The sequence below is a fragment of the Pyrococcus yayanosii CH1 genome (assembly GCF_000215995.1).
GTDB classification, from domain to species: domain Archaea; phylum Methanobacteriota_B; class Thermococci; order Thermococcales; family Thermococcaceae; genus Pyrococcus; species Pyrococcus yayanosii.
This window is the reverse complement of record NC_015680.1, coordinates 1,135,525-1,150,900: the sequence shown is the minus strand read 5'-3', so window position 1 is coordinate 1,150,900 and position 15,376 is coordinate 1,135,525. Positions and strand designations below refer to the sequence as shown.

General features: G+C 54.3%; 18 protein-coding genes and 1 tRNA gene. 9 read left to right on the top strand and 10 right to left on the bottom strand.

The annotated features are described in order from the left end of the window. Positions 1–237 precede the first annotated feature (237 nt). Positions 238–314, bottom strand: a tRNA-Arg gene (locus tag PYCH_RS06445). 25 nt (positions 315–339) lie between these two features. After that, the gene (locus tag PYCH_RS06440) at positions 340–822 is read right to left on the bottom strand and encodes a GNAT family N-acetyltransferase (RefSeq protein WP_013906036.1); all 483 of its coding nucleotides are present in this window, start codon (positions 820–822) and stop codon (positions 340–342) included. Positions 823–881: 59 nt separating this feature from the next. On the opposite strand from PYCH_RS06440, the gene PYCH_RS06435 reads away from it, so the two are divergent. Further along, positions 882–1,496: an HD domain-containing protein gene (locus PYCH_RS06435; protein WP_013906035.1), complete on the top strand. Its 615-nt coding sequence runs from the start codon at positions 882–884 to the stop codon at positions 1,494–1,496. Here PYCH_RS06435 and PYCH_RS06430 read toward each other — a convergent pair. The 5 genes from PYCH_RS06430 to hxlAB are packed head-to-tail and all read right to left on the bottom strand — an operon-like array spanning position 1,480 to position 5,063. Then, a complete protein-coding gene (locus tag PYCH_RS06430; protein ID WP_013906034.1) occupies positions 1,480–2,277 on the bottom strand; it encodes a glutamate cyclase domain-containing protein in 798 nt (265 codons plus the stop codon). The two genes, PYCH_RS06435 and PYCH_RS06430, sit on opposite strands and share 17 nt — an antisense overlap. Continuing rightward, entirely contained in the window at positions 2,274–2,456 is a 183-nt protein-coding gene (locus PYCH_RS06425; RefSeq protein ID WP_013906033.1) for a hypothetical protein, read from the bottom strand. Before PYCH_RS06425 ends, PYCH_RS06430 begins: the two co-directional genes overlap by 4 nt. After that, the gene (locus PYCH_RS06420) at positions 2,453–3,097 is read right to left on the bottom strand and encodes a TIGR02253 family HAD-type hydrolase (RefSeq protein ID WP_013906032.1); all 645 of its coding nucleotides are present in this window, start codon (positions 3,095–3,097) and stop codon (positions 2,453–2,455) included. The genes PYCH_RS06425 and PYCH_RS06420 overlap by 4 nt, the downstream gene beginning before the upstream one ends. Further along, complete coding sequence (locus tag PYCH_RS06415) at positions 3,091–3,837, bottom strand: hypothetical protein (protein ID WP_048058253.1); 747 nt, start codon at positions 3,835–3,837, stop codon at positions 3,091–3,093. The genes PYCH_RS06420 and PYCH_RS06415 overlap by 7 nt, the downstream gene beginning before the upstream one ends. Positions 3,838–3,842: 5 nt before the next feature. After that, complete coding sequence (gene hxlAB / locus PYCH_RS06410) at positions 3,843–5,063, bottom strand: bifunctional 3-hexulose-6-phosphate synthase/6-phospho-3-hexuloisomerase (RefSeq protein WP_013906030.1); 1,221 nt, start codon at positions 5,061–5,063, stop codon at positions 3,843–3,845. Positions 5,064–5,133: 70 nt separating this feature from the next. On the opposite strand from hxlAB, the gene PYCH_RS06405 reads away from it, so the two are divergent. Continuing rightward, on the top strand, positions 5,134–5,583 hold the full coding sequence (locus tag PYCH_RS06405; RefSeq protein ID WP_013906029.1) for a 6-pyruvoyl trahydropterin synthase family protein: 450 nt from the start codon (positions 5,134–5,136) through the stop codon (positions 5,581–5,583). Between the two features lies 1 nt (position 5,584). Here PYCH_RS06405 and PYCH_RS06400 read toward each other — a convergent pair whose 3' ends face one another. Together PYCH_RS06400 and PYCH_RS06395 are read right to left on the bottom strand one after the other, a co-directional pair. Next, on the bottom strand, positions 5,585–5,782 hold the full coding sequence (locus PYCH_RS06400; RefSeq protein ID WP_013906028.1) for a 30S ribosomal protein S27e: 198 nt from the start codon (positions 5,780–5,782) through the stop codon (positions 5,585–5,587). A gap of 3 nt (positions 5,783–5,785) precedes the next feature. Beyond that, positions 5,786–6,070 carry a 50S ribosomal protein L44e gene (locus PYCH_RS06395; RefSeq protein ID WP_013906027.1) on the bottom strand — a complete coding sequence of 95 codons (285 nt, stop codon included), beginning with the start codon at positions 6,068–6,070 and terminating at the stop codon, positions 5,786–5,788. Positions 6,071–6,200: 130 nt separating this feature from the next. On the opposite strand from PYCH_RS06395, the gene PYCH_RS06390 reads away from it, so the two are divergent. From PYCH_RS06390 to PYCH_RS06360, 7 genes are all read left to right on the top strand, one after another. After that, the gene (locus tag PYCH_RS06390) at positions 6,201–6,764 is read left to right on the top strand and encodes a Maf family nucleotide pyrophosphatase (protein ID WP_048058252.1); all 564 of its coding nucleotides are present in this window, start codon (positions 6,201–6,203) and stop codon (positions 6,762–6,764) included. A gap of 42 nt (positions 6,765–6,806) precedes the next feature. Then, complete coding sequence (eno, locus tag PYCH_RS06385; protein WP_013906025.1) at positions 6,807–8,099, top strand: phosphopyruvate hydratase; 1,293 nt, start codon at positions 6,807–6,809, stop codon at positions 8,097–8,099. A gap of 170 nt (positions 8,100–8,269) precedes the next feature. Further along, positions 8,270–10,468, top strand: coding sequence for an elongation factor EF-2 (locus PYCH_RS06380; RefSeq protein WP_013906024.1), 2,199 nt, complete (start codon positions 8,270–8,272; stop codon positions 10,466–10,468). Between the two features lie 56 nt (positions 10,469–10,524). After that, positions 10,525–11,325, top strand: a complete 801-nt coding sequence (locus tag PYCH_RS06375; protein WP_013906023.1) for a DUF63 family protein — start codon at positions 10,525–10,527, stop codon at positions 11,323–11,325. A 2-nt stretch (positions 11,326–11,327) separates the two neighbouring features. After that, complete coding sequence (locus PYCH_RS06370) at positions 11,328–12,089, top strand: bifunctional fructose-bisphosphatase/inositol-phosphate phosphatase (RefSeq protein WP_013906022.1); 762 nt, start codon at positions 11,328–11,330, stop codon at positions 12,087–12,089. Between the two features lie 30 nt (positions 12,090–12,119). Further along, positions 12,120–14,375, top strand: coding sequence for a DEAD/DEAH box helicase (locus PYCH_RS06365; RefSeq protein ID WP_013906021.1), 2,256 nt, complete (start codon positions 12,120–12,122; stop codon positions 14,373–14,375). A 154-nt stretch (positions 14,376–14,529) separates the two neighbouring features. Next, the gene (locus tag PYCH_RS06360; RefSeq protein WP_013906020.1) at positions 14,530–14,700 is read left to right on the top strand and encodes a preprotein translocase subunit Sec61beta; all 171 of its coding nucleotides are present in this window, start codon (positions 14,530–14,532) and stop codon (positions 14,698–14,700) included. On the opposite strand, the gene PYCH_RS06355 is transcribed toward PYCH_RS06360, so the two are convergent. Then, positions 14,697–15,350 carry a restriction endonuclease subunit S domain-containing protein gene (locus PYCH_RS06355; RefSeq protein ID WP_013906019.1) on the bottom strand — a complete coding sequence of 218 codons (654 nt, stop codon included), beginning with the start codon at positions 15,348–15,350 and terminating at the stop codon, positions 14,697–14,699. The two genes, PYCH_RS06360 and PYCH_RS06355, sit on opposite strands and share 4 nt — an antisense overlap. Between the last annotated feature and the right edge of the window lie 26 nt (positions 15,351–15,376).

The window sequence follows — 15,376 nt, the reverse complement described above, 5'->3', positions numbered from 1 at the left end:
CCTCCAGTTTAAACGCTCTGATACATATTTAAACGGCGTGGCAATATAACTTTTTTCCCAGGGGCATTTAGGTGATTGTTTTGAACAGGAAGTTAACAAAGCTCAATAATTTATTTAAACAATACTGTCAGAGCAACACACCTAGATTGAAGCTTTCTCGACTACCCTTTCGTCTCAAACGCTTAGAGAGGACAAATCAAAGGAAACAGGGTACACGAAATTTTAAAAACGCGTTTCTGGCGGGCCCGGCGGGATTCGAACCCGCGACCTCCGGCTTAGAAGGCCGGCGCCCTATCCTGCTAGGCTACGGGCCCTCCGGAAGATGGTGAGGAAGCCCGCTTATAAATTTTGCCCATCCCTAATCATCCTAACCCATATGCCGCTCTTTCCAATCTTTCGGAATCCATGGCGCTCGTAGAGCTTCATAGCACTCTCGTTCTTCTCCCCTACCCAGAGCTCTATCCTATCGTTGTGTTTGGAAAGGAAATCGATGCACGTCTTCAGTAGCTTCTTTCCTATCCCCTTACCCTGCCAGCTCTTGTCAACTACGAATTCGTGGATGGCTCCAACTACCCTCCCTTCGTACTTGCTAAACCAATCCCTATCGCAGACTATGAATCCGACTATCTCGTTCCCCGCCTTGGCCACAAAGAAGCCGTCTGGAGCCCTCTTCCAGCACCAGAGGATGTACTTGCGGGCGTAATCCTCCCCCTCACCTCCATACTCTTCCAGGCCCTCGTAACCCCTCATATAGACCTCCACGAGCCTTCTCAACGTTTTCTCATCGAGCTCCCTGAGCCTCTCTATTTTAATCTTCTCCATCGTCTTAAGCTTCTCGGGAAGGTTTTTAACGGTTTGGCAGATTTTCTTCGGGGCGGGCCATGCTGGAGGGGGTCGTTAAGGAGTTCCTGGGGGAAGTGAACGAGATCGTGAGTAGGGCATGTGAGATGGCGAGGCAGAGCCTCGGAGAGGGAAGCCATGGACTTGAGCACACGGAGAGGGTCCTGAGGCTTGCCCTGAGGATTGGAAGGGAAGAGGGAGCGGAGTTGGAGGTAGTAGCCCTTGCGGCCATACTCCACGACATAGCAAGGCCTCTCGAGGATGCCGGGAAAATCGAAGATCATGCGGCCGAGGGGGCTAGGATAGCGAGACAGTTCCTCGGGAGCCTCGGATATTCGAAGGCCGAGAAAGTGGCCCACGCGATAGAGGCTCACCGCTTCTCTGGTAGCCTAAAACCGAGAACCCTTGAAGCAAAAATCCTCAGCGATGCCGACAAGCTGGATGCCATTGGCGCTATCGGCATTGCGAGGGTCTTTATGTATTCGGGAGAGCATAGGAGGGGCATGTGGGACTCTATAAGGCACTTTGAGGAGAAGATTCTAAAGCTCAGGAATCTCATGTATACGGAGACCGCTAGGAGGATCGCGGAAGAGAGACATAGGTTCACGGAAGAATTCCTCAAGAGGCTTAAGATGGAGCTCAGAGGGAAAGCTTAGCCTTCACGATAGCCTGGAGTAGGCCAAGAAACCGAGTATGGAGCTCAAGGGAAAGGCCGTCCACGCTGAGGGCGGGCCTCTTCAGGATGCCGTCTATAAGTCCCTCCTCCACAAGGGCCTTAAGAATTATCTCCTCGTTGAAGTCCCCGAGAAGGCCCCTGCCTTCCATGAGGGAGAGCTGGCCCACAAGTCCGTAGGCTCCCCAGTTGGAAACGCCCGCTATTATGAGCTCTTTCGTCTCTACGACGGAAGCGAAGCGGTCGTCTATGAGGCCCCTTATCTTACCCATCCCTATCTCGTTCCCACCGTCTCCAACCCCAATTGTAGGTATTCCCAGCCTGCGGGCCTCGATGAATAGGCCATCGTAGGGCCGAACTTTTATCTCAAGGCCCGACATTGAATAGTACCTTCCATCCCTAGCCCTCCCGGGAGTTTCGACGCTTATAAGGAGGGAGTAGCGGGAGGGATTTGGGAGCTCAGTCTTGACGTGCTCGTAGAAGCGGGAAATAGCCTTTGCCGTTCTCTCACCCGTCAGGATGTCTGCCCTGCCACCCAGCTCCTCGATGGCGAAGGCAAGAGCGAGAGCCCCCGGTGGTCCATCCGTCTCAGGGAGCATGGTGGGAGGTATTGGGAAGTCTGCCACTATGAGAATCCGTTTTAGGTTTTTGAGCACGAGCTGAGCAGCCCTTTCTAGATAGTCCCCTTCCCTAACCCTGTATTCGGGATATATCCTTCCGATACCTCTGCCGCCAACGTCCGTCGCTATCAGGTGGGCAATCACTCCTCATCAACCTCGTAAACTATTATCTTCACCCTCTTACCCTTTATCGCCTCCTTCAACTCCCACCAGAGTCTCGTGGGGCTCTCCGACCGGTGGATTATCTCGTCATTCCTGGCGGTCTTCACAACATTCTCGGTGTACTCGATAAAAATCCCCTCCTTCTCGAACACTTTCCTCATTGCAACCACCCCAACACTTTCGGGAGCTCCGAGAACGTTTTTATCTCTGCATCGGGCAGGTTATAACCTTTTTCCCCCTCTCTGTTAACCCAAACGGCCCTCATTCCAAGAGCCTTTGCCCCCAATATGTCCTGCTCGAGGCTATCACCAACCATTACTGTTTCCTCCGGCTTTGCATTAAGGGCCTTAAGCGCCGTCAGAAATATCCTTGGCTCAGGCTTGATGGCATGAGCATCGTCCCGGGTTACCACAGCGTCGAAGAATTCTAAGAGGCCAGCCAGCCTCAACTTTAGCCTCTGATATTCCGGACCGCTCGTCACGATGCCGAGCTTGTACTCTTTGGAGAGCTGCTTGAGAGTCTCCTGCACGCCGGGAAAGACCTCAATTTTGTGGGGATACTTTTTCAGGAGCTCCTCGAAGCGGAGGGAAAGTCCGAAGAGCTTGAAGAAGAAGTTCCAGTCGTGCCACTCGTAGGTTCCATGCCTCCTCTCCACCTCGCGGAGAAAAATCCTCCTAGCCTCTCCTCTGCTCACGCCCATACGCCTGGCTATTTCGGCGTAAACCTGGGGGAGGAACAGCATTACGAGCGGTCGCTCGGAGAGGAGCGTTCCGTCTATGTCGAAGAGTATAACCCTCACCATTTCCTCACCAGGAGGGCGAGGATCTCGAGTCCTTTGAAGCCATCGTCCGTTCTGACTCCCCAGATTATGTCCTTCTCCTTGAGAATCTCCTGGAACCTCCTGAGGATTTCGTGAACGTCCCTGAGAGGAACCCCCCTCCCGGCCATGATGTTTATGAGGCCTCTCTCCCAGACTCCCCAGTGCCACTCGAAGTCAACCCTCTGGAGGAGCCGGAGTATTCCTACGTTGCCCCCCCTAACCATCTCCAAGAAGTCGGCGTAGTCCACGTTCACGAGCATGTTGCCTGCGAGGTAACCGTAGAGCTTGGTGAACATGTCGCCTAATGAAATTGCGGCCTCGTTGTAGGCCTGCCAGAGGGGCTTTTTCTCCTTCCCACTCAGGTACTCCCAGAGGGAGTCATAAAAAACGGTCTCGAAATTTAGAGCCCACGGAGGTTTTTCCTCAAAAACGAGCTCCTTCCCCGGGCTCAGGATGTAAGCTAGTCTGATGACGTCTGAAGGAGTGCTGTCAATGATGTGCTCCACTATCTCAATGTTTATCTCCTTGTCCTCAAAGATTAGCCAGAGGTGGCTTCCCTTCTCTAGGGTTCCGAAGACCTCTCTTATCTTCTCGATGAGTATCCTCCTGTTGAAGATGTAGCCGGAGGTATCTATGGAAAGCTTGCGGAAGGGCCCCCTGATTCCCCAGACCACTCTTATTCCAGCTCCCCCTATGCCCACAAAAATGGGGTTGGGAGGCATGGGGATCACTCAAGCGTTGCGTGCTTCCTTTTCATGTCCTTTTCGGTCTTCTGGAAGGTAGCCATGAGGAGCGCTATGACACCGTCGAGAAATACCATCGTTGAGTCCTCGAAGAGTGTTCCCATAGGAGCCGTCCACTTGTACTGGGTCAGCATCTGCCTCGCTATGTAGTCGGTGGGGACATCTGTCTTTGTTCTACCCGGTATCTCAACGACGACGTCGGCCAGACGGCCAAGGGTCGAGTCCTTATAGGATGTTATGGCCACGACCTTTCCACCCTGTTGTTTCGCTATCTCGGCCGCGTCAACTATCGTCTTGGTCTCGCCCGAACCGCTGATGGCTATGAGCAAGTCCCCGGGTTCGAAGGCCGGTGTTATCGTCTCGCCTACCACGTAGACGTTGAAGTCGAGGTGCATGAGCCTCATGGCAAAGGCCTTTCCAACGAGACCACTCCTCCCGGCACCGTAGATGAATATCTTGTTGGCCCCTATCATGGCGTCAATCATTCCCCGGACTTCATCGAGCTTGAGCTTTTCAGCCACCTCATCGATATGCTCCGTGATGTCATGCATGGCCTTCCTTATCGTTTTCATGTACTCGCCCCAGAAGAGGTCAATAATCTTCCTGGTGACTTCCTCCGGATCCTTGGCCTTCGTTATGGCACTCCCAACGACGACTATGGTTGCTCCGAGCTCTATGACCTTCGGAATCGTCTCAAGGTTCAGCCCGCCCGCAACTGCAACTGGAACCTTTACGGCCTTGACGACCTTTTCGAGGTCTTCGAGGGGGCTCTTCCCTTGAGCCTGCTCGTCTATACCCGTATGGACGAGTATGTAGTGGACGCCCATCTTCTCAAGCTCCTTGGCCCTCTTGACCTTGTCCTTGACACCAATGAGGTCAACCATTACCTTAACGCCGTACTTCCTGGCAACGGCGAGGGCGTCCTTTATCGTCTTGTTGTCGGCGACGCCAAGGATGGAAACTACATCAGCGCCATGGCGGGCGGCCATCTCTACTTCAAGGGCTCCTGTGTCCATCGTCTTGAGGTCGGCCACGATCTTTCTGTCGGGAAAGCGGCGCTTCATGAGCTCTACCGCACGCATTCCCTCTTTCTTAATAAGAGGCGTTCCAACCTCGAGCCAGTGAGCGCCACCGCGAGCGGCCTTCTCTGCGATAGAAATGGCTTGCTCTATGTCCGTTAGATCCAGGGCAACCTGGAGTATCATCGTGCGCACCCGAGATGGAGTCGGCCGGGGCACTTTTAAACTTTAACACCAACACCTCATGGGTGCCATCATGGGAGTTACGCGAAAGATATACTGGGCGAAGGAGTTCGACACCAGTCATTTTCTGTCTCTGCCCTACGAGAGCAAGTGCCTAAGAATCCACGGCCACACTTACAGGGTCGAGGTGGAGATTTGGGGCGAGCTGAATGAAAGCGGGATGATTTTCGATTTCAACCACCTGAGCTCCCTCGTGAAGCATTTAGACCACAGGATACTCGTGAGTCGGGACTGGGTCGTTGGGAGGAAGGATGGCGTGATTATCGTGGAGAAGAACGGGAAGAGGCTTGAGCTACCGGAGGGGGAGGTCGTGATACTTGACAAGCCGAATGCGACGGCGGAGCTTATTGCGGAGTGGTTCGCTGAGAGGATTGTTGAAAGGGCGGGGAAGAATGTGAAGAGGGTGAGGGTTAGGGTCTGGGAAGACCCGAGGAGTTATGCGGAAATCACGCTGGAGCTCTGAATCACTCGAGGACCTCTAGTATTTTGGCCTTCACTATGCCTTTGCCACCCGTGGGCTCCACGAGGGTGGCACCGCAGACGAGGCACCTGACTCTAGTTGCCGGGTGGCTGAAGACTATTTGCTCGTTGCCGCAGTCGATGCACTTGACTCTCAGGAAGCGGGAGCGGGGCATTGGAATGAGCCCCTTAGGGAGCGTCATGGCTCACACCTCAACGAGCTCGAATTTCTTAACCCTGAAGCCCTCTCCCCTTGTGTGGGCCTTCCCGCAGACGGTACATCTGAACCTAAGGTCGAGCTTCTTGACGGGCTTCTCCCTACCCTCAGGCTTTGGCCTTGGGAATCCTCCGTAGCCCTTGAGTACCCTCCTGAAGCGCCTCTGACCAGCACTAAGCTCACTCCTTGGCCTCTTCTTGACCCTCTCAACCTTGTGAATCGTGTGCTTCTTACAGAACGGGCAGTAAGTTCTTATCTGCTTTGGGTACTTCATTTCCCTCACCTCCACGAGGCCCGGTGGGTTCCTTCTCGGAGACCCCCGAGCCGTGCGCGATGACCACTGCATGCTCCCCTGATGTCGATGTCTTTAAAACGTTATCGCCCACCTACCTCCGGGTGGTGGAATGCTGGTGCTTGCCTCCGCGAGTCCGAGGAGGAGGGAAATTCTCGCCAAGTTCTTCGAGGACTTCATCGTCGTCCCGAGCGGCGTCGGCGAGGAAAGCTACGCCAAGACACCTGAAAAACACGCGGTTGAGGTTGCCCGGAGGAAGGCTATGAAAGTTGCGGAAAAGATGGGATTGGGGCATACGGTCGTCGGGGCTGACACGGTGGTAGTGATAGACGGGGAAATCCTCGGGAAGCCGAGAGACGAGGACGAGGCTAGGAAAATGCTCGAGAGGCTCAGCGGCAGGGTCCATGAAGTCATAACGGGCTACTGCATAGTCCACGGCGGAAAGATAATTGAGGGCTTCTCGAGGACGGAGGTTAAGTTCAGAGCCCTTTCACACCTTCTCATAAACTGGTACCTCTCGACGGGGGAGTGGAGGGATAAGGCCGGAGCTTACGGAATACAGGGAAAGGGCGGTCTTCTCGTGGAATGGATTCGGGGTGACTACTACAACGTCGTTGGCCTGCCCATCGAGGTAATCTTCAAGCTCGTCGAGCTGGGCTTCAAGCTTAGGCCATAGGATTTTTTAAGGTTAGGGTCGATACCACCCCGGGTGATGGCCATGGAGAACCCCTTTGAGATTACATCCGTCGTGGCCAGGGAGATACTTGATAGCAGGGGCAACCCCACCGTCGAGGTCGACGTGTACACGCCGATAAGCATGGGAAGAGCGGCTGTGCCCAGCGGAGCGAGCACTGGAACCCACGAGGCCCTTGAGCTTCGCGATGGTGGAAAGCGCTACCGCGGTAAGGGCGTCAGGAGGGCCGTTGAGAATGTCAACAAGATAATTGCCCCTGAGCTTATCGGAATGGATGTGAGGTGGCAGAGGGAGATTGACACCCTCCTTCTCGAGCTTGACGGAACCGAGAACAAGAGTAACCTCGGTGCCAACGCGATTCTCGCGGTTTCTCTCGCCGTTGCCAAGGCGGCCGCTAATTCCCTCGGCCTTCCGCTCTACCAGTACATTGGGGGGGTCAACGCCTACATCCTTCCAGTACCCCTGAGCAACGTCATAAATGGAGGTGTTCACGCCGGAAACGAGCTCGACTTCCAGGAGTTCATGATAATGCCCATAGGGGCTGACTCTTTCAGGGAGGCAATCAGGTGGATAAGCGAGACCTACCACACCCTCAAGGGCATTCTTGCCGAAAAGTACGGCAAGCTCGCCGTCAACGTCGGTGACGAGGGCGGCTTTGCACCGCCCATGAGCGACGTCAGAGAGCCTCTTGAAGTTCTCGTCAAGGCGATAGAGGAGGCCGGCTACAAGCCGGGCGACGAGATAGCCCTTGCAATAGACGCCGCCTCGACGGAATTCTACCACCCTGACACCGGTAAGTACGTGGTCTCGGGCAAGGAGTACACCAGAGAGGAGCTCATAGACCTTTACAAGGAGCTTATCTCGGCTTATCCGATAGTCTCCATCGAGGACCCCCTCTACGAGGAGGACTTCGAGGGCTTTGCTCTCATTACCAAGGAGCTCGGGGACAAGGTTCAGATAGTCGGCGATGACCTCTTCGTTACCAACCCGAAGAGGCTCAGGAAGGGCATCCAGATGGGGGCCGCCAACGCTCTCCTACTCAAGGTCAACCAGATTGGAACGCTGAGCGAGGCAATGGACGCAGCTTACACTGCCTTCAGGGCCGGTTACGGCGTGGTAGTTTCGCACCGCTCCGGCGAGACCGAGGATGCGACGATAGCAGATTTGGCCGTTGCCCTCAATGCGGGTCAGATAAAGACCGGTGCACCGGCCAGAAGCGACAGGAACGCTAAGTACAACCAGCTCATCCGCATAGAGGAGGAGCTCGAGGGCGTTGCCGTCTACGCCGGTAAGAAGTTCAGGAACCCCTTCTTCTGAACCCTTCTTTCATTATTTCAATTCTCCACGATGTCCATGGAGGTCGGCCTTAGGTCTTGCTCCATCCTTGTGGTGGTCTTTCTACTTCTCTGCTCCTCCTCGACACACTGACGGCGTTTGGGAAAGATTTATAACGGGGCCCCGAAAGTGTGTGCCGAGGGGTGGTATAGATGGGTCGTAGAGAGGAGATGATTGCCAAGATTAAGGAGCTCATGCTGCAGCCCGAGAGGATAAGGAACATGGGTATCGCCGCTCACATTGACCACGGTAAGACTACGCTGAGCGACAACCTGCTGGCAGGAGCGGGAATGATAAGCGAAGAGCTTGCCGGAAAGCAGCTCGTTTTAGATTTTGACGAGCAGGAGCAGGCGAGAGGAATTACAATCAACGCGGCCAACGTTTCGATGGTCCACAACTACGAGGGCAAGGACTACCTTATCAACCTCATCGACACTCCGGGTCACGTTGACTTCGGCGGTGACGTTACTAGGGCTATGAGAGCCATCGATGGTGCAATCATCGTCGTCGATGCCGTCGAGGGTGTTATGCCCCAGACTGAAACCGTCCTTAGGCAGGCTCTCAGGGAGTACGTCAAGCCTGTTCTCTTCATAAACAAGGTGGATCGCCTGATAAGGGAGCTCAAGCTCACGCCCCAGCAGATGATGGAGCGCTTCGCTAAGATAATCACCGACATTAACAGGCTCATCCAGAGGTATGCCCCCGAGGAGTACAAGAAGAAGTGGATGGTGAGGGTTGAGGACGGTAGCGTCGCCTTCGGTAGTGCATACTACAACTGGGCCCTCAGCGTTCCCTTCATGAAGAGGACCGGGGTCACGTTCAACGAGATAATAGACCTAACTCTAAAGGGAGACAACAAGGCCCTCAGGCAAAAGGCACCGCTCCACGTAGTGGTTCTCGATATGGTCGTCAGGCACCTACCCAGCCCCATCGAGGCCCAGAAGTACAGGATTCCGCACCTCTGGCAGGGTGACATCAACAGCGAGATAGGCCAGGCCATGCTCAACTGCGACCCGAAGGGCAAGATGGTCATGGTCGTCACGAAGATAATCATCGACAAGCACGCTGGTGAAGTTGCTACCGGTCGTGTCTGGAGCGGAACTGTTAGGACCGGCCAGGAGGTCTATCTGATAACGGGCAAGAGGAAGGCTAGGATTCAGCAGGTTGGCATCTACATGGGTCCCGAGAGGATAAACATGGAGGCCGTTCCAGCCGGAAACATCGTCGCCGTTACGGGTCTAAGGGATGCCATGGCCGGTGAGACGGTCTCCGAGGAGCCCATCGAACCGTTTGAGGCTCTTCACTACGTCAGCGAGCCCGTCGTCACCGTGGCTATAGAGGCCAAGAACGTTAAAGACCTGCCAAGGCTCATTGAAGCACTCAGGCAGCTCGCTAAGGAAGATCCCACGCTCCACGTCAAGATCGACGAAGAAACTGGCCAGCACCTCCTTAGCGGTATGGGTGAGCTCCACCTTGAGGTCAAGCTTCACAAGCTCAAGCGCGACTGGGGCATCGATATAGAGGTCTCCGAGCCAATAGTCGTTTACAGGGAGAGCATAACTAAGGCCAGCCCGATGGTCGAAGGCAAGAGCCCGAACAAGCACAACAGGTTCTATATAGTCGTCGAGCCAATGCCCGACGAGATTTACAACGCTATCAAGGAGGGCATAATACCCGAGGGCCGCATCAAGAACCCGAAGGAGACTGCCAAGAAGCTTGCCGAGCTTGGCATGGACTACGATATTGCGAGGGGCATTGTGGACATTTACAACGGCAACATGTTCCTCGACAACACCAAGGGTATCCAGTACCTTAATGAGGTTATGGACCTGCTCATAGATGGATTCCACCAGGCCATGGACGAGGGTCCGCTCGCTAAGGAGCCAGTCATGAAGGTCATCGTCAGGCTCATCGACGCTCAGGTTCACGAGGACAACGTTCACAGGGGTCCGGCCCAGATCTATCCGGCAATCAGGACTGCCATCCACTGTGCAATGATGAAGGCCGGTCCAGTTCTCTACGAGCCCTACCAGAAGGTTATCATCAACATACCCTACGAGTACATGGGCGCCGTCAGCAGGGAGATCAGCCAGAGGCGCGGTCAGCTCGTGGACATGAGGCAGGAGGGTGAGGTGATGACCATAATCGCCGAGGCTCCAGTTGCGGAGATGTTCGGATTCGCCGGGGCAATCAGGAGTGCCACCAGCGGAAGGGCCCTCTGGAGCACCGAGCACGCGGGCTTCAAGAAGGTGCCCAACGAGCTGGCCATCAACATCATCAGGCAGATACGCCAGAGGAAGGGCCTTAACCCAGAGCCCCCGACCGAGAAGGACATCTGCCCGCAGTTCTGATTTCCCTTTTCCATAAAACCTTTAACCCTTTCTCCCAATTTCTCCCCGGTGGTGAAATGCTGGAGGAGTTTTTTCAGCGGTACTTCATAGACCCAATAAGATATAACACCGGCTACAACGTCGTGAACACCCTCACCTACGCGATCATCCTGGGCGTTGCCACGCTCTTCGTTTACAGGGTCCTCAATAGGCTCGGTATAAAATACGATAACGCCTTCTTCAGGGCCCTAATCCCCTACATGGTCTTTGGAGCCTTCACGAGAGCCCTTACAGATGCTGGCGTCTATCCTCGAACTTACCTCACAGTATCGCCGGGCATATACTTTTTAGTCTTCGTCATAACTTTCTCGGCCCTCCTTGTAACCCATAGGCTCTTTGAGGACTGGAGGAGGGTATTTCTCTGGTTCGGCTGGGGTCTCGTAGCCGTTGATCTCGCGGCCCTCCTCGCGAGGGGAGATGTTGACTTTAACTGGGCCGTCCTTAAGTACTTTCTACCCGCCCTCGCCGTGGCAGAGCTTGCAGTTTATGCTCTTTCAAAGAAGCTTTCCCTTGTGAGAGAGAACAGTTACCTCTTCTACGTCCACTTCTACGATGCCACTACGACGTTCGTTGGTGTCGACTTCATGAATTACTGGGAGCAACACGTTCTCCCTAGATTCCTCATGGCCCTCACGGGGACTGCGGCCGTAATGTATCCTCTCAAGTTTACCGTTCTTTACGTGGCCCTCTGGCTGATGAGAGAGCTTGAGAGGGAGGGGGAGGACAAGGAGTTGCTGGACTTCGTAAGGATGGTCATATTCATCCTTGGATTTGCCCCCGGAACCCGGAACCTCCTCAGAATGCTCATGGGGGTGTGAAATTGGAAGCTAAATGGTGGAGGAAGGTTGCCTTTGACATAGTGAGCGCCTTCGAGGAAACCGTAATGCCCCTTTTCGGGAGTCCAGAGGCCGGAAAGCTCGTGGGAAGGGGGCCGAGCGGGGATGAGACGAAGCTCGTCGATAGGGTGGCTGAGGACATCATCCTGGGTTACCTGGGAGAGCTGGGTGTAAACGTGGTTACGGAGGAGACGGGTGTATTAAACGAGGGGAGCGACTATACTGTCATAGTTGATCCGCTGGATGGTTCCTATAACTTCATCTCCGGAATACCTTTTTTCGCTGTTAGTATGGCGGTGTTCGAGAAGGAAGGGCCGATATACGCCTTCATATACGAGCCCATAGTGGAGCGCTTCTACGAAGGAATACCTGGCAGGGGGGCGTATCTGAATGGAAGAAGGATAAGGGTCAGGAAGTTCGATGGAAAGGCCTCGATAAGCTTTTACACAAGGGAAAGGGGAGGAGAGTTAATTCGCAGGGTTAAGAGGACGAGAACGCTTGGTGCGATAGCACTTGAGCTGGCTTATCTTGCCTCCGGCAGGCTCGATGCCGTCGTTGATGTAAGGAGATACGTGAGGCCGACTGACGTGGCTGCAGGCATTATAATCGCGAGAGAGGCAGGGGCCCTCGTCAGGGATGCAGAGGGAAGAGAGCTAAAGATCAGCTTTAGTGCCACCGATAGGATAGACATAGTGGCCGTCAACAGCGAGGAGCTCCTCAAGATAATCCTTGAGGCCCTCCGATGATTTTATTAACTTCCATGAGGAGATTCATCGATGCTCCTCCGCAAAGACTTAATCCAACCCCGCCTTTACCAGGAGGTCATCTACGCACGGTGCAAGGAGCGTAACTGCCTGATAGTCCTTCCGACCGGCCTCGGCAAGACCCTGATAGCCATGATGATAGCCGACTACAGGCTCTCAAAGTATGGCGGTAAGGTCCTTATGCTCGCACCGACGAAACCCCTCGTTCTCCAGCACGCCGAGAGCTTTAGGCGGCTCTTTAATCTTCCCCCTGAGAAGGTGGTAGCCCTCACAGGCGAGATGGGGCCGGAGGAGAGGGCGAGAGCCTGGGCGAGGGCGAAAGTAATCGTTGCGACCCCGCAGACGGTTGAGAACGACCTTCTCACTGGAAGGATAAACCTTGAGGACGTGTCTCTGCTCGTGTTCGATGAGGCTCACAGGGCAGTCGGCAATTACGCCTACGTCTTTATAGCGAAGGAGTACAGGAGGCAGGCGAGGAATCCCCTCGTAATCGGGCTTACAGCTTCCCCCGGTAGCAGTGAGGAGAAGATAATGGAAGTCATAAGGAACCTTGGCATAGAGCATGTGGAGGTTAGGACTGAGGATTCTCCGGACGTCAGGCCTTACGTCCATGGGATTAAGTTCGAGTGGGTGAAGGTCGAGCTCCCTCCCCTATATAAAGAAGTCAGGAAGCTTCTCCGCGACATGCTCCAGGACGCCCTAAGGCCCCTAGCGGAGGCTGGCCTTATAGATTCGCCATCGCCCGACCTCCCCAAGAAGGAGGTCCTCAGGGCCGGCCAGATAATAGGTGAGGAAATTGCCAAGGGCAACCACGACCTCGGGCGGCTTCTTCTCTACCATGCCATGGCCCTAAAGCTTCACCACGCCATAGAGCTTCTGGAGACGCAGGGTCTTTCCGCCCTCAGGGTTTACCTGAAAAAACTCTACGAAGAAGCCAAAGCCGGGAGAATAAAGGCCAGTAGGGAGCTATTCCGGGATATGAGGATGAAGAAGGCGATATCACTACTCGTACAGGCTAGAGAACTTGGCCTCGACCATCCGAAGATAGACAAGCTCAAGGAGCTCCTGAGGGAGCAACTAGATAAAAAGCGGGCATCGAAGGTTATAGTCTTCACGAACTACAGGGAGACTGCAAAGAAGCTCGTAGAAGAGCTTTCAAGGATGGGTCTAAAGGCTAGGCGCTTCGTGGGGCAAGCGAGTCGAGAAGGGGATAGGGGAATGAGCCAGAGGGAGCAGAAGGCGATCTTGGATGCCTTCGCGAGGGGAGACTTTAACGTTTTAGTTGCTACAAGCGTTGGCGAAGAGGGCCTTGACGTTCCTGAGGTTGACATGGTCGTCTTCTACGAGCCCGTTCCTTCTGCTATAAGGAGCGTTCAGAGGAGAGGGAGAACAGGGAGACACAAGCCAGGACGGGTGGTAATCCTGATGGCCCGTGGAACCCGGGATGAAGCTTACTACTGGAGCTCCCGGCAGAAAGAGAGACTCATGGTCGAGACGATAAAGAGGGTGAACGAAATGCTCAGGAGGGAAAGGCAGACTTCTTTGGAGGTCTTCGTGAAACCTTCTGAGAAGGAGGAGAGGGGAGAGGAGGCGTGGAAGGTTGAGGAGAGGAGGGGCCGGGGCATCATAGTTTACGTGGATAGCAGGGAGCTTAAGAGCCCCGTAGTGAAGAAGCTAAAGGAGCTGGGCCTTAAGATTGAGGTTAAGACTCTTGACGTCGCCGACTATGTCGTAAGCGAAGACGTCGGCATAGAGAGGAAATCAGCCAACGACTTCCTCCAGTCAATAATCGACGGTCGCCTCTTCGACCAAGTCAAAAGGCTCAAAGATGCGTATCCAAGACCTCTTCTCATAGTGGAAGGCCAGCTCTACGGTATAAGGAACGTCCACCCCAACGCCATAAGGGGGGCGCTTGCGGCCGTGACGGTTGACTTCGGTGTTCCGGTGCTCTTCTCGTATTCCCCGGAGGAGACTGCCCAGTTCATATTCCTGATAGCGAGGAGGGAGCAAGAGGAGAGGAAGAAGGATGTGAGGCTGAGGAGCGAGAAGAAGGCCCTGACGTTGGCCGAGAGGCAGAGGCTCATAGTTGAGGGCCTACCTTACGTCTCCGCAACCCTTGCCCGGAGGCTGCTAAGACACTTTGGGAGCGTTGAGAGGGTCTTCACGGCCAGTGTCGCTGAGCTTATGCAGGTGGAGGGAATAGGTGAGAAGATCGCGAGGGAAATAAGGAAGGTTATAACGGCACCTTATAGGGAGGACGAAGAGTGATGTACCCCGGGGGAGCGAAGGGGAGTCATGGCCCGGCTAAGGCCTAAGCTACTCCCCCGCGGTTTCCCCGGGGCGATAATTATCGGGGCCGGACGGTTATAAGCTTTGGGAAAACCTTTTATATTCGACTCCCCACCCTATCAGGGGAGGTAACATGGCGAAGGAGAAAACTACTCTACCACCAACGGGAGCCGGTCTCATGAGGTTTTTCGACGAGGATACGAAGGCAATAAAGGTTAGCCCAAAGGGGGCGGTCGCAATAGTCCTCGTTTTCATAGCGGTGGAGATATTCCTCCACGTGTTCGGCCCTCAGATATTCGGCTAAAGTATCGTCTTTTTGAGCCCCCTTGCGTTTAGCTCCTCGTTCACTATTCTCCTGACGGTATCCTCTATGTATCCGGACATGAGGGTTTCTATATTGGCCTTCATGGCGTCTATATCGTGCCTGAGGCCCTCAAGGAGCTTTATGTACTCACGGGCCATTTCCAGCTGGCCCTCCTGCTTGAGCAACTGCTCCTTGAGGTGGCCGAAGTCGTCCTCTATTATCTGGAGCCTCTTCAGCTTCCTCCTGAGTTCTTCAATCTCCCTTTCGAGGTTTTTATTCTCCTCCTTGAGTCGCTCTATTTCTCTCTCCTTGAGCTCGAGCTCTTTGACTAGGGAGTTGTACTCCTCCGCTATCTGGGCGAGCCTTTCCACTTCCCTCAAGGGCGGAACTTTCCCATCTCCGAGGATTATGACGTCGGGCCCGACGTTAACGATGTCAGTAGGCTTGATCTTCAGCTTATTCTCGGAGGAGAACATGCTTGGATGAAACTCTCCCCTTGAGAGGTTCTCTAAGGATTTCATTTTGAGGATAAAGTAGAATTGGTTCCCCTCTACCTCAACGTTTATGTCGGTAACGTAACCAAGTATTTTGCCCTCTGTAAGGGAGACAACGAACTTATTTACGAGCTGGTTGGCTTGGCCTTGCTCCATAGTCTCATCACCAAGCAATCTTAGGC

Coding starts and splice junctions, on each gene's coding strand:
- PYCH_RS06440 (WP_013906036.1), bottom strand. CDS start 822: ATGGAGAAGATTAAAATAGAGAGGCTCAGGGAGCTCGATGAGAAAACG.
- PYCH_RS06435 (WP_013906035.1), top strand. CDS start 882: ATGCTGGAGGGGGTCGTTAAGGAGTTCCTGGGGGAAGTGAACGAGATC.
- PYCH_RS06425 (WP_013906033.1), bottom strand. CDS start 2,456: ATGAGGAAAGTGTTCGAGAAGGAGGGGATTTTTATCGAGTACACCGAG.
- PYCH_RS06420 (WP_013906032.1), bottom strand. CDS start 3,097: ATGGTGAGGGTTATACTCTTCGACATAGACGGAACGCTCCTCTCCGAG.
- PYCH_RS06415 (WP_048058253.1), bottom strand. CDS start 3,837: ATGCCTCCCAACCCCATTTTTGTGGGCATAGGGGGAGCTGGAATAAGA.
- hxlAB (WP_013906030.1), bottom strand. CDS start 5,063: ATGATACTCCAGGTTGCCCTGGATCTAACGGACATAGAGCAAGCCATT.
- PYCH_RS06405 (WP_013906029.1), top strand. CDS start 5,134: ATGGGAGTTACGCGAAAGATATACTGGGCGAAGGAGTTCGACACCAGT.
- PYCH_RS06400 (WP_013906028.1), bottom strand. CDS start 5,782: ATGACGCTCCCTAAGGGGCTCATTCCAATGCCCCGCTCCCGCTTCCTG.
- PYCH_RS06395 (WP_013906027.1), bottom strand. CDS start 6,070: ATGAAGTACCCAAAGCAGATAAGAACTTACTGCCCGTTCTGTAAGAAG.
- PYCH_RS06390 (WP_048058252.1), top strand. CDS start 6,201: ATGCTGGTGCTTGCCTCCGCGAGTCCGAGGAGGAGGGAAATTCTCGCC.
- eno (WP_013906025.1), top strand. CDS start 6,807: ATGGAGAACCCCTTTGAGATTACATCCGTCGTGGCCAGGGAGATACTT.
- PYCH_RS06380 (WP_013906024.1), top strand. CDS start 8,270: ATGGGTCGTAGAGAGGAGATGATTGCCAAGATTAAGGAGCTCATGCTG.
- PYCH_RS06375 (WP_013906023.1), top strand. CDS start 10,525: ATGCTGGAGGAGTTTTTTCAGCGGTACTTCATAGACCCAATAAGATAT.
- PYCH_RS06365 (WP_013906021.1), top strand. CDS start 12,120: ATGCTCCTCCGCAAAGACTTAATCCAACCCCGCCTTTACCAGGAGGTC.
- PYCH_RS06360 (WP_013906020.1), top strand. CDS start 14,530: ATGGCGAAGGAGAAAACTACTCTACCACCAACGGGAGCCGGTCTCATG.
- PYCH_RS06355 (WP_013906019.1), bottom strand. CDS start 15,350: ATGGAGCAAGGCCAAGCCAACCAGCTCGTAAATAAGTTCGTTGTCTCC.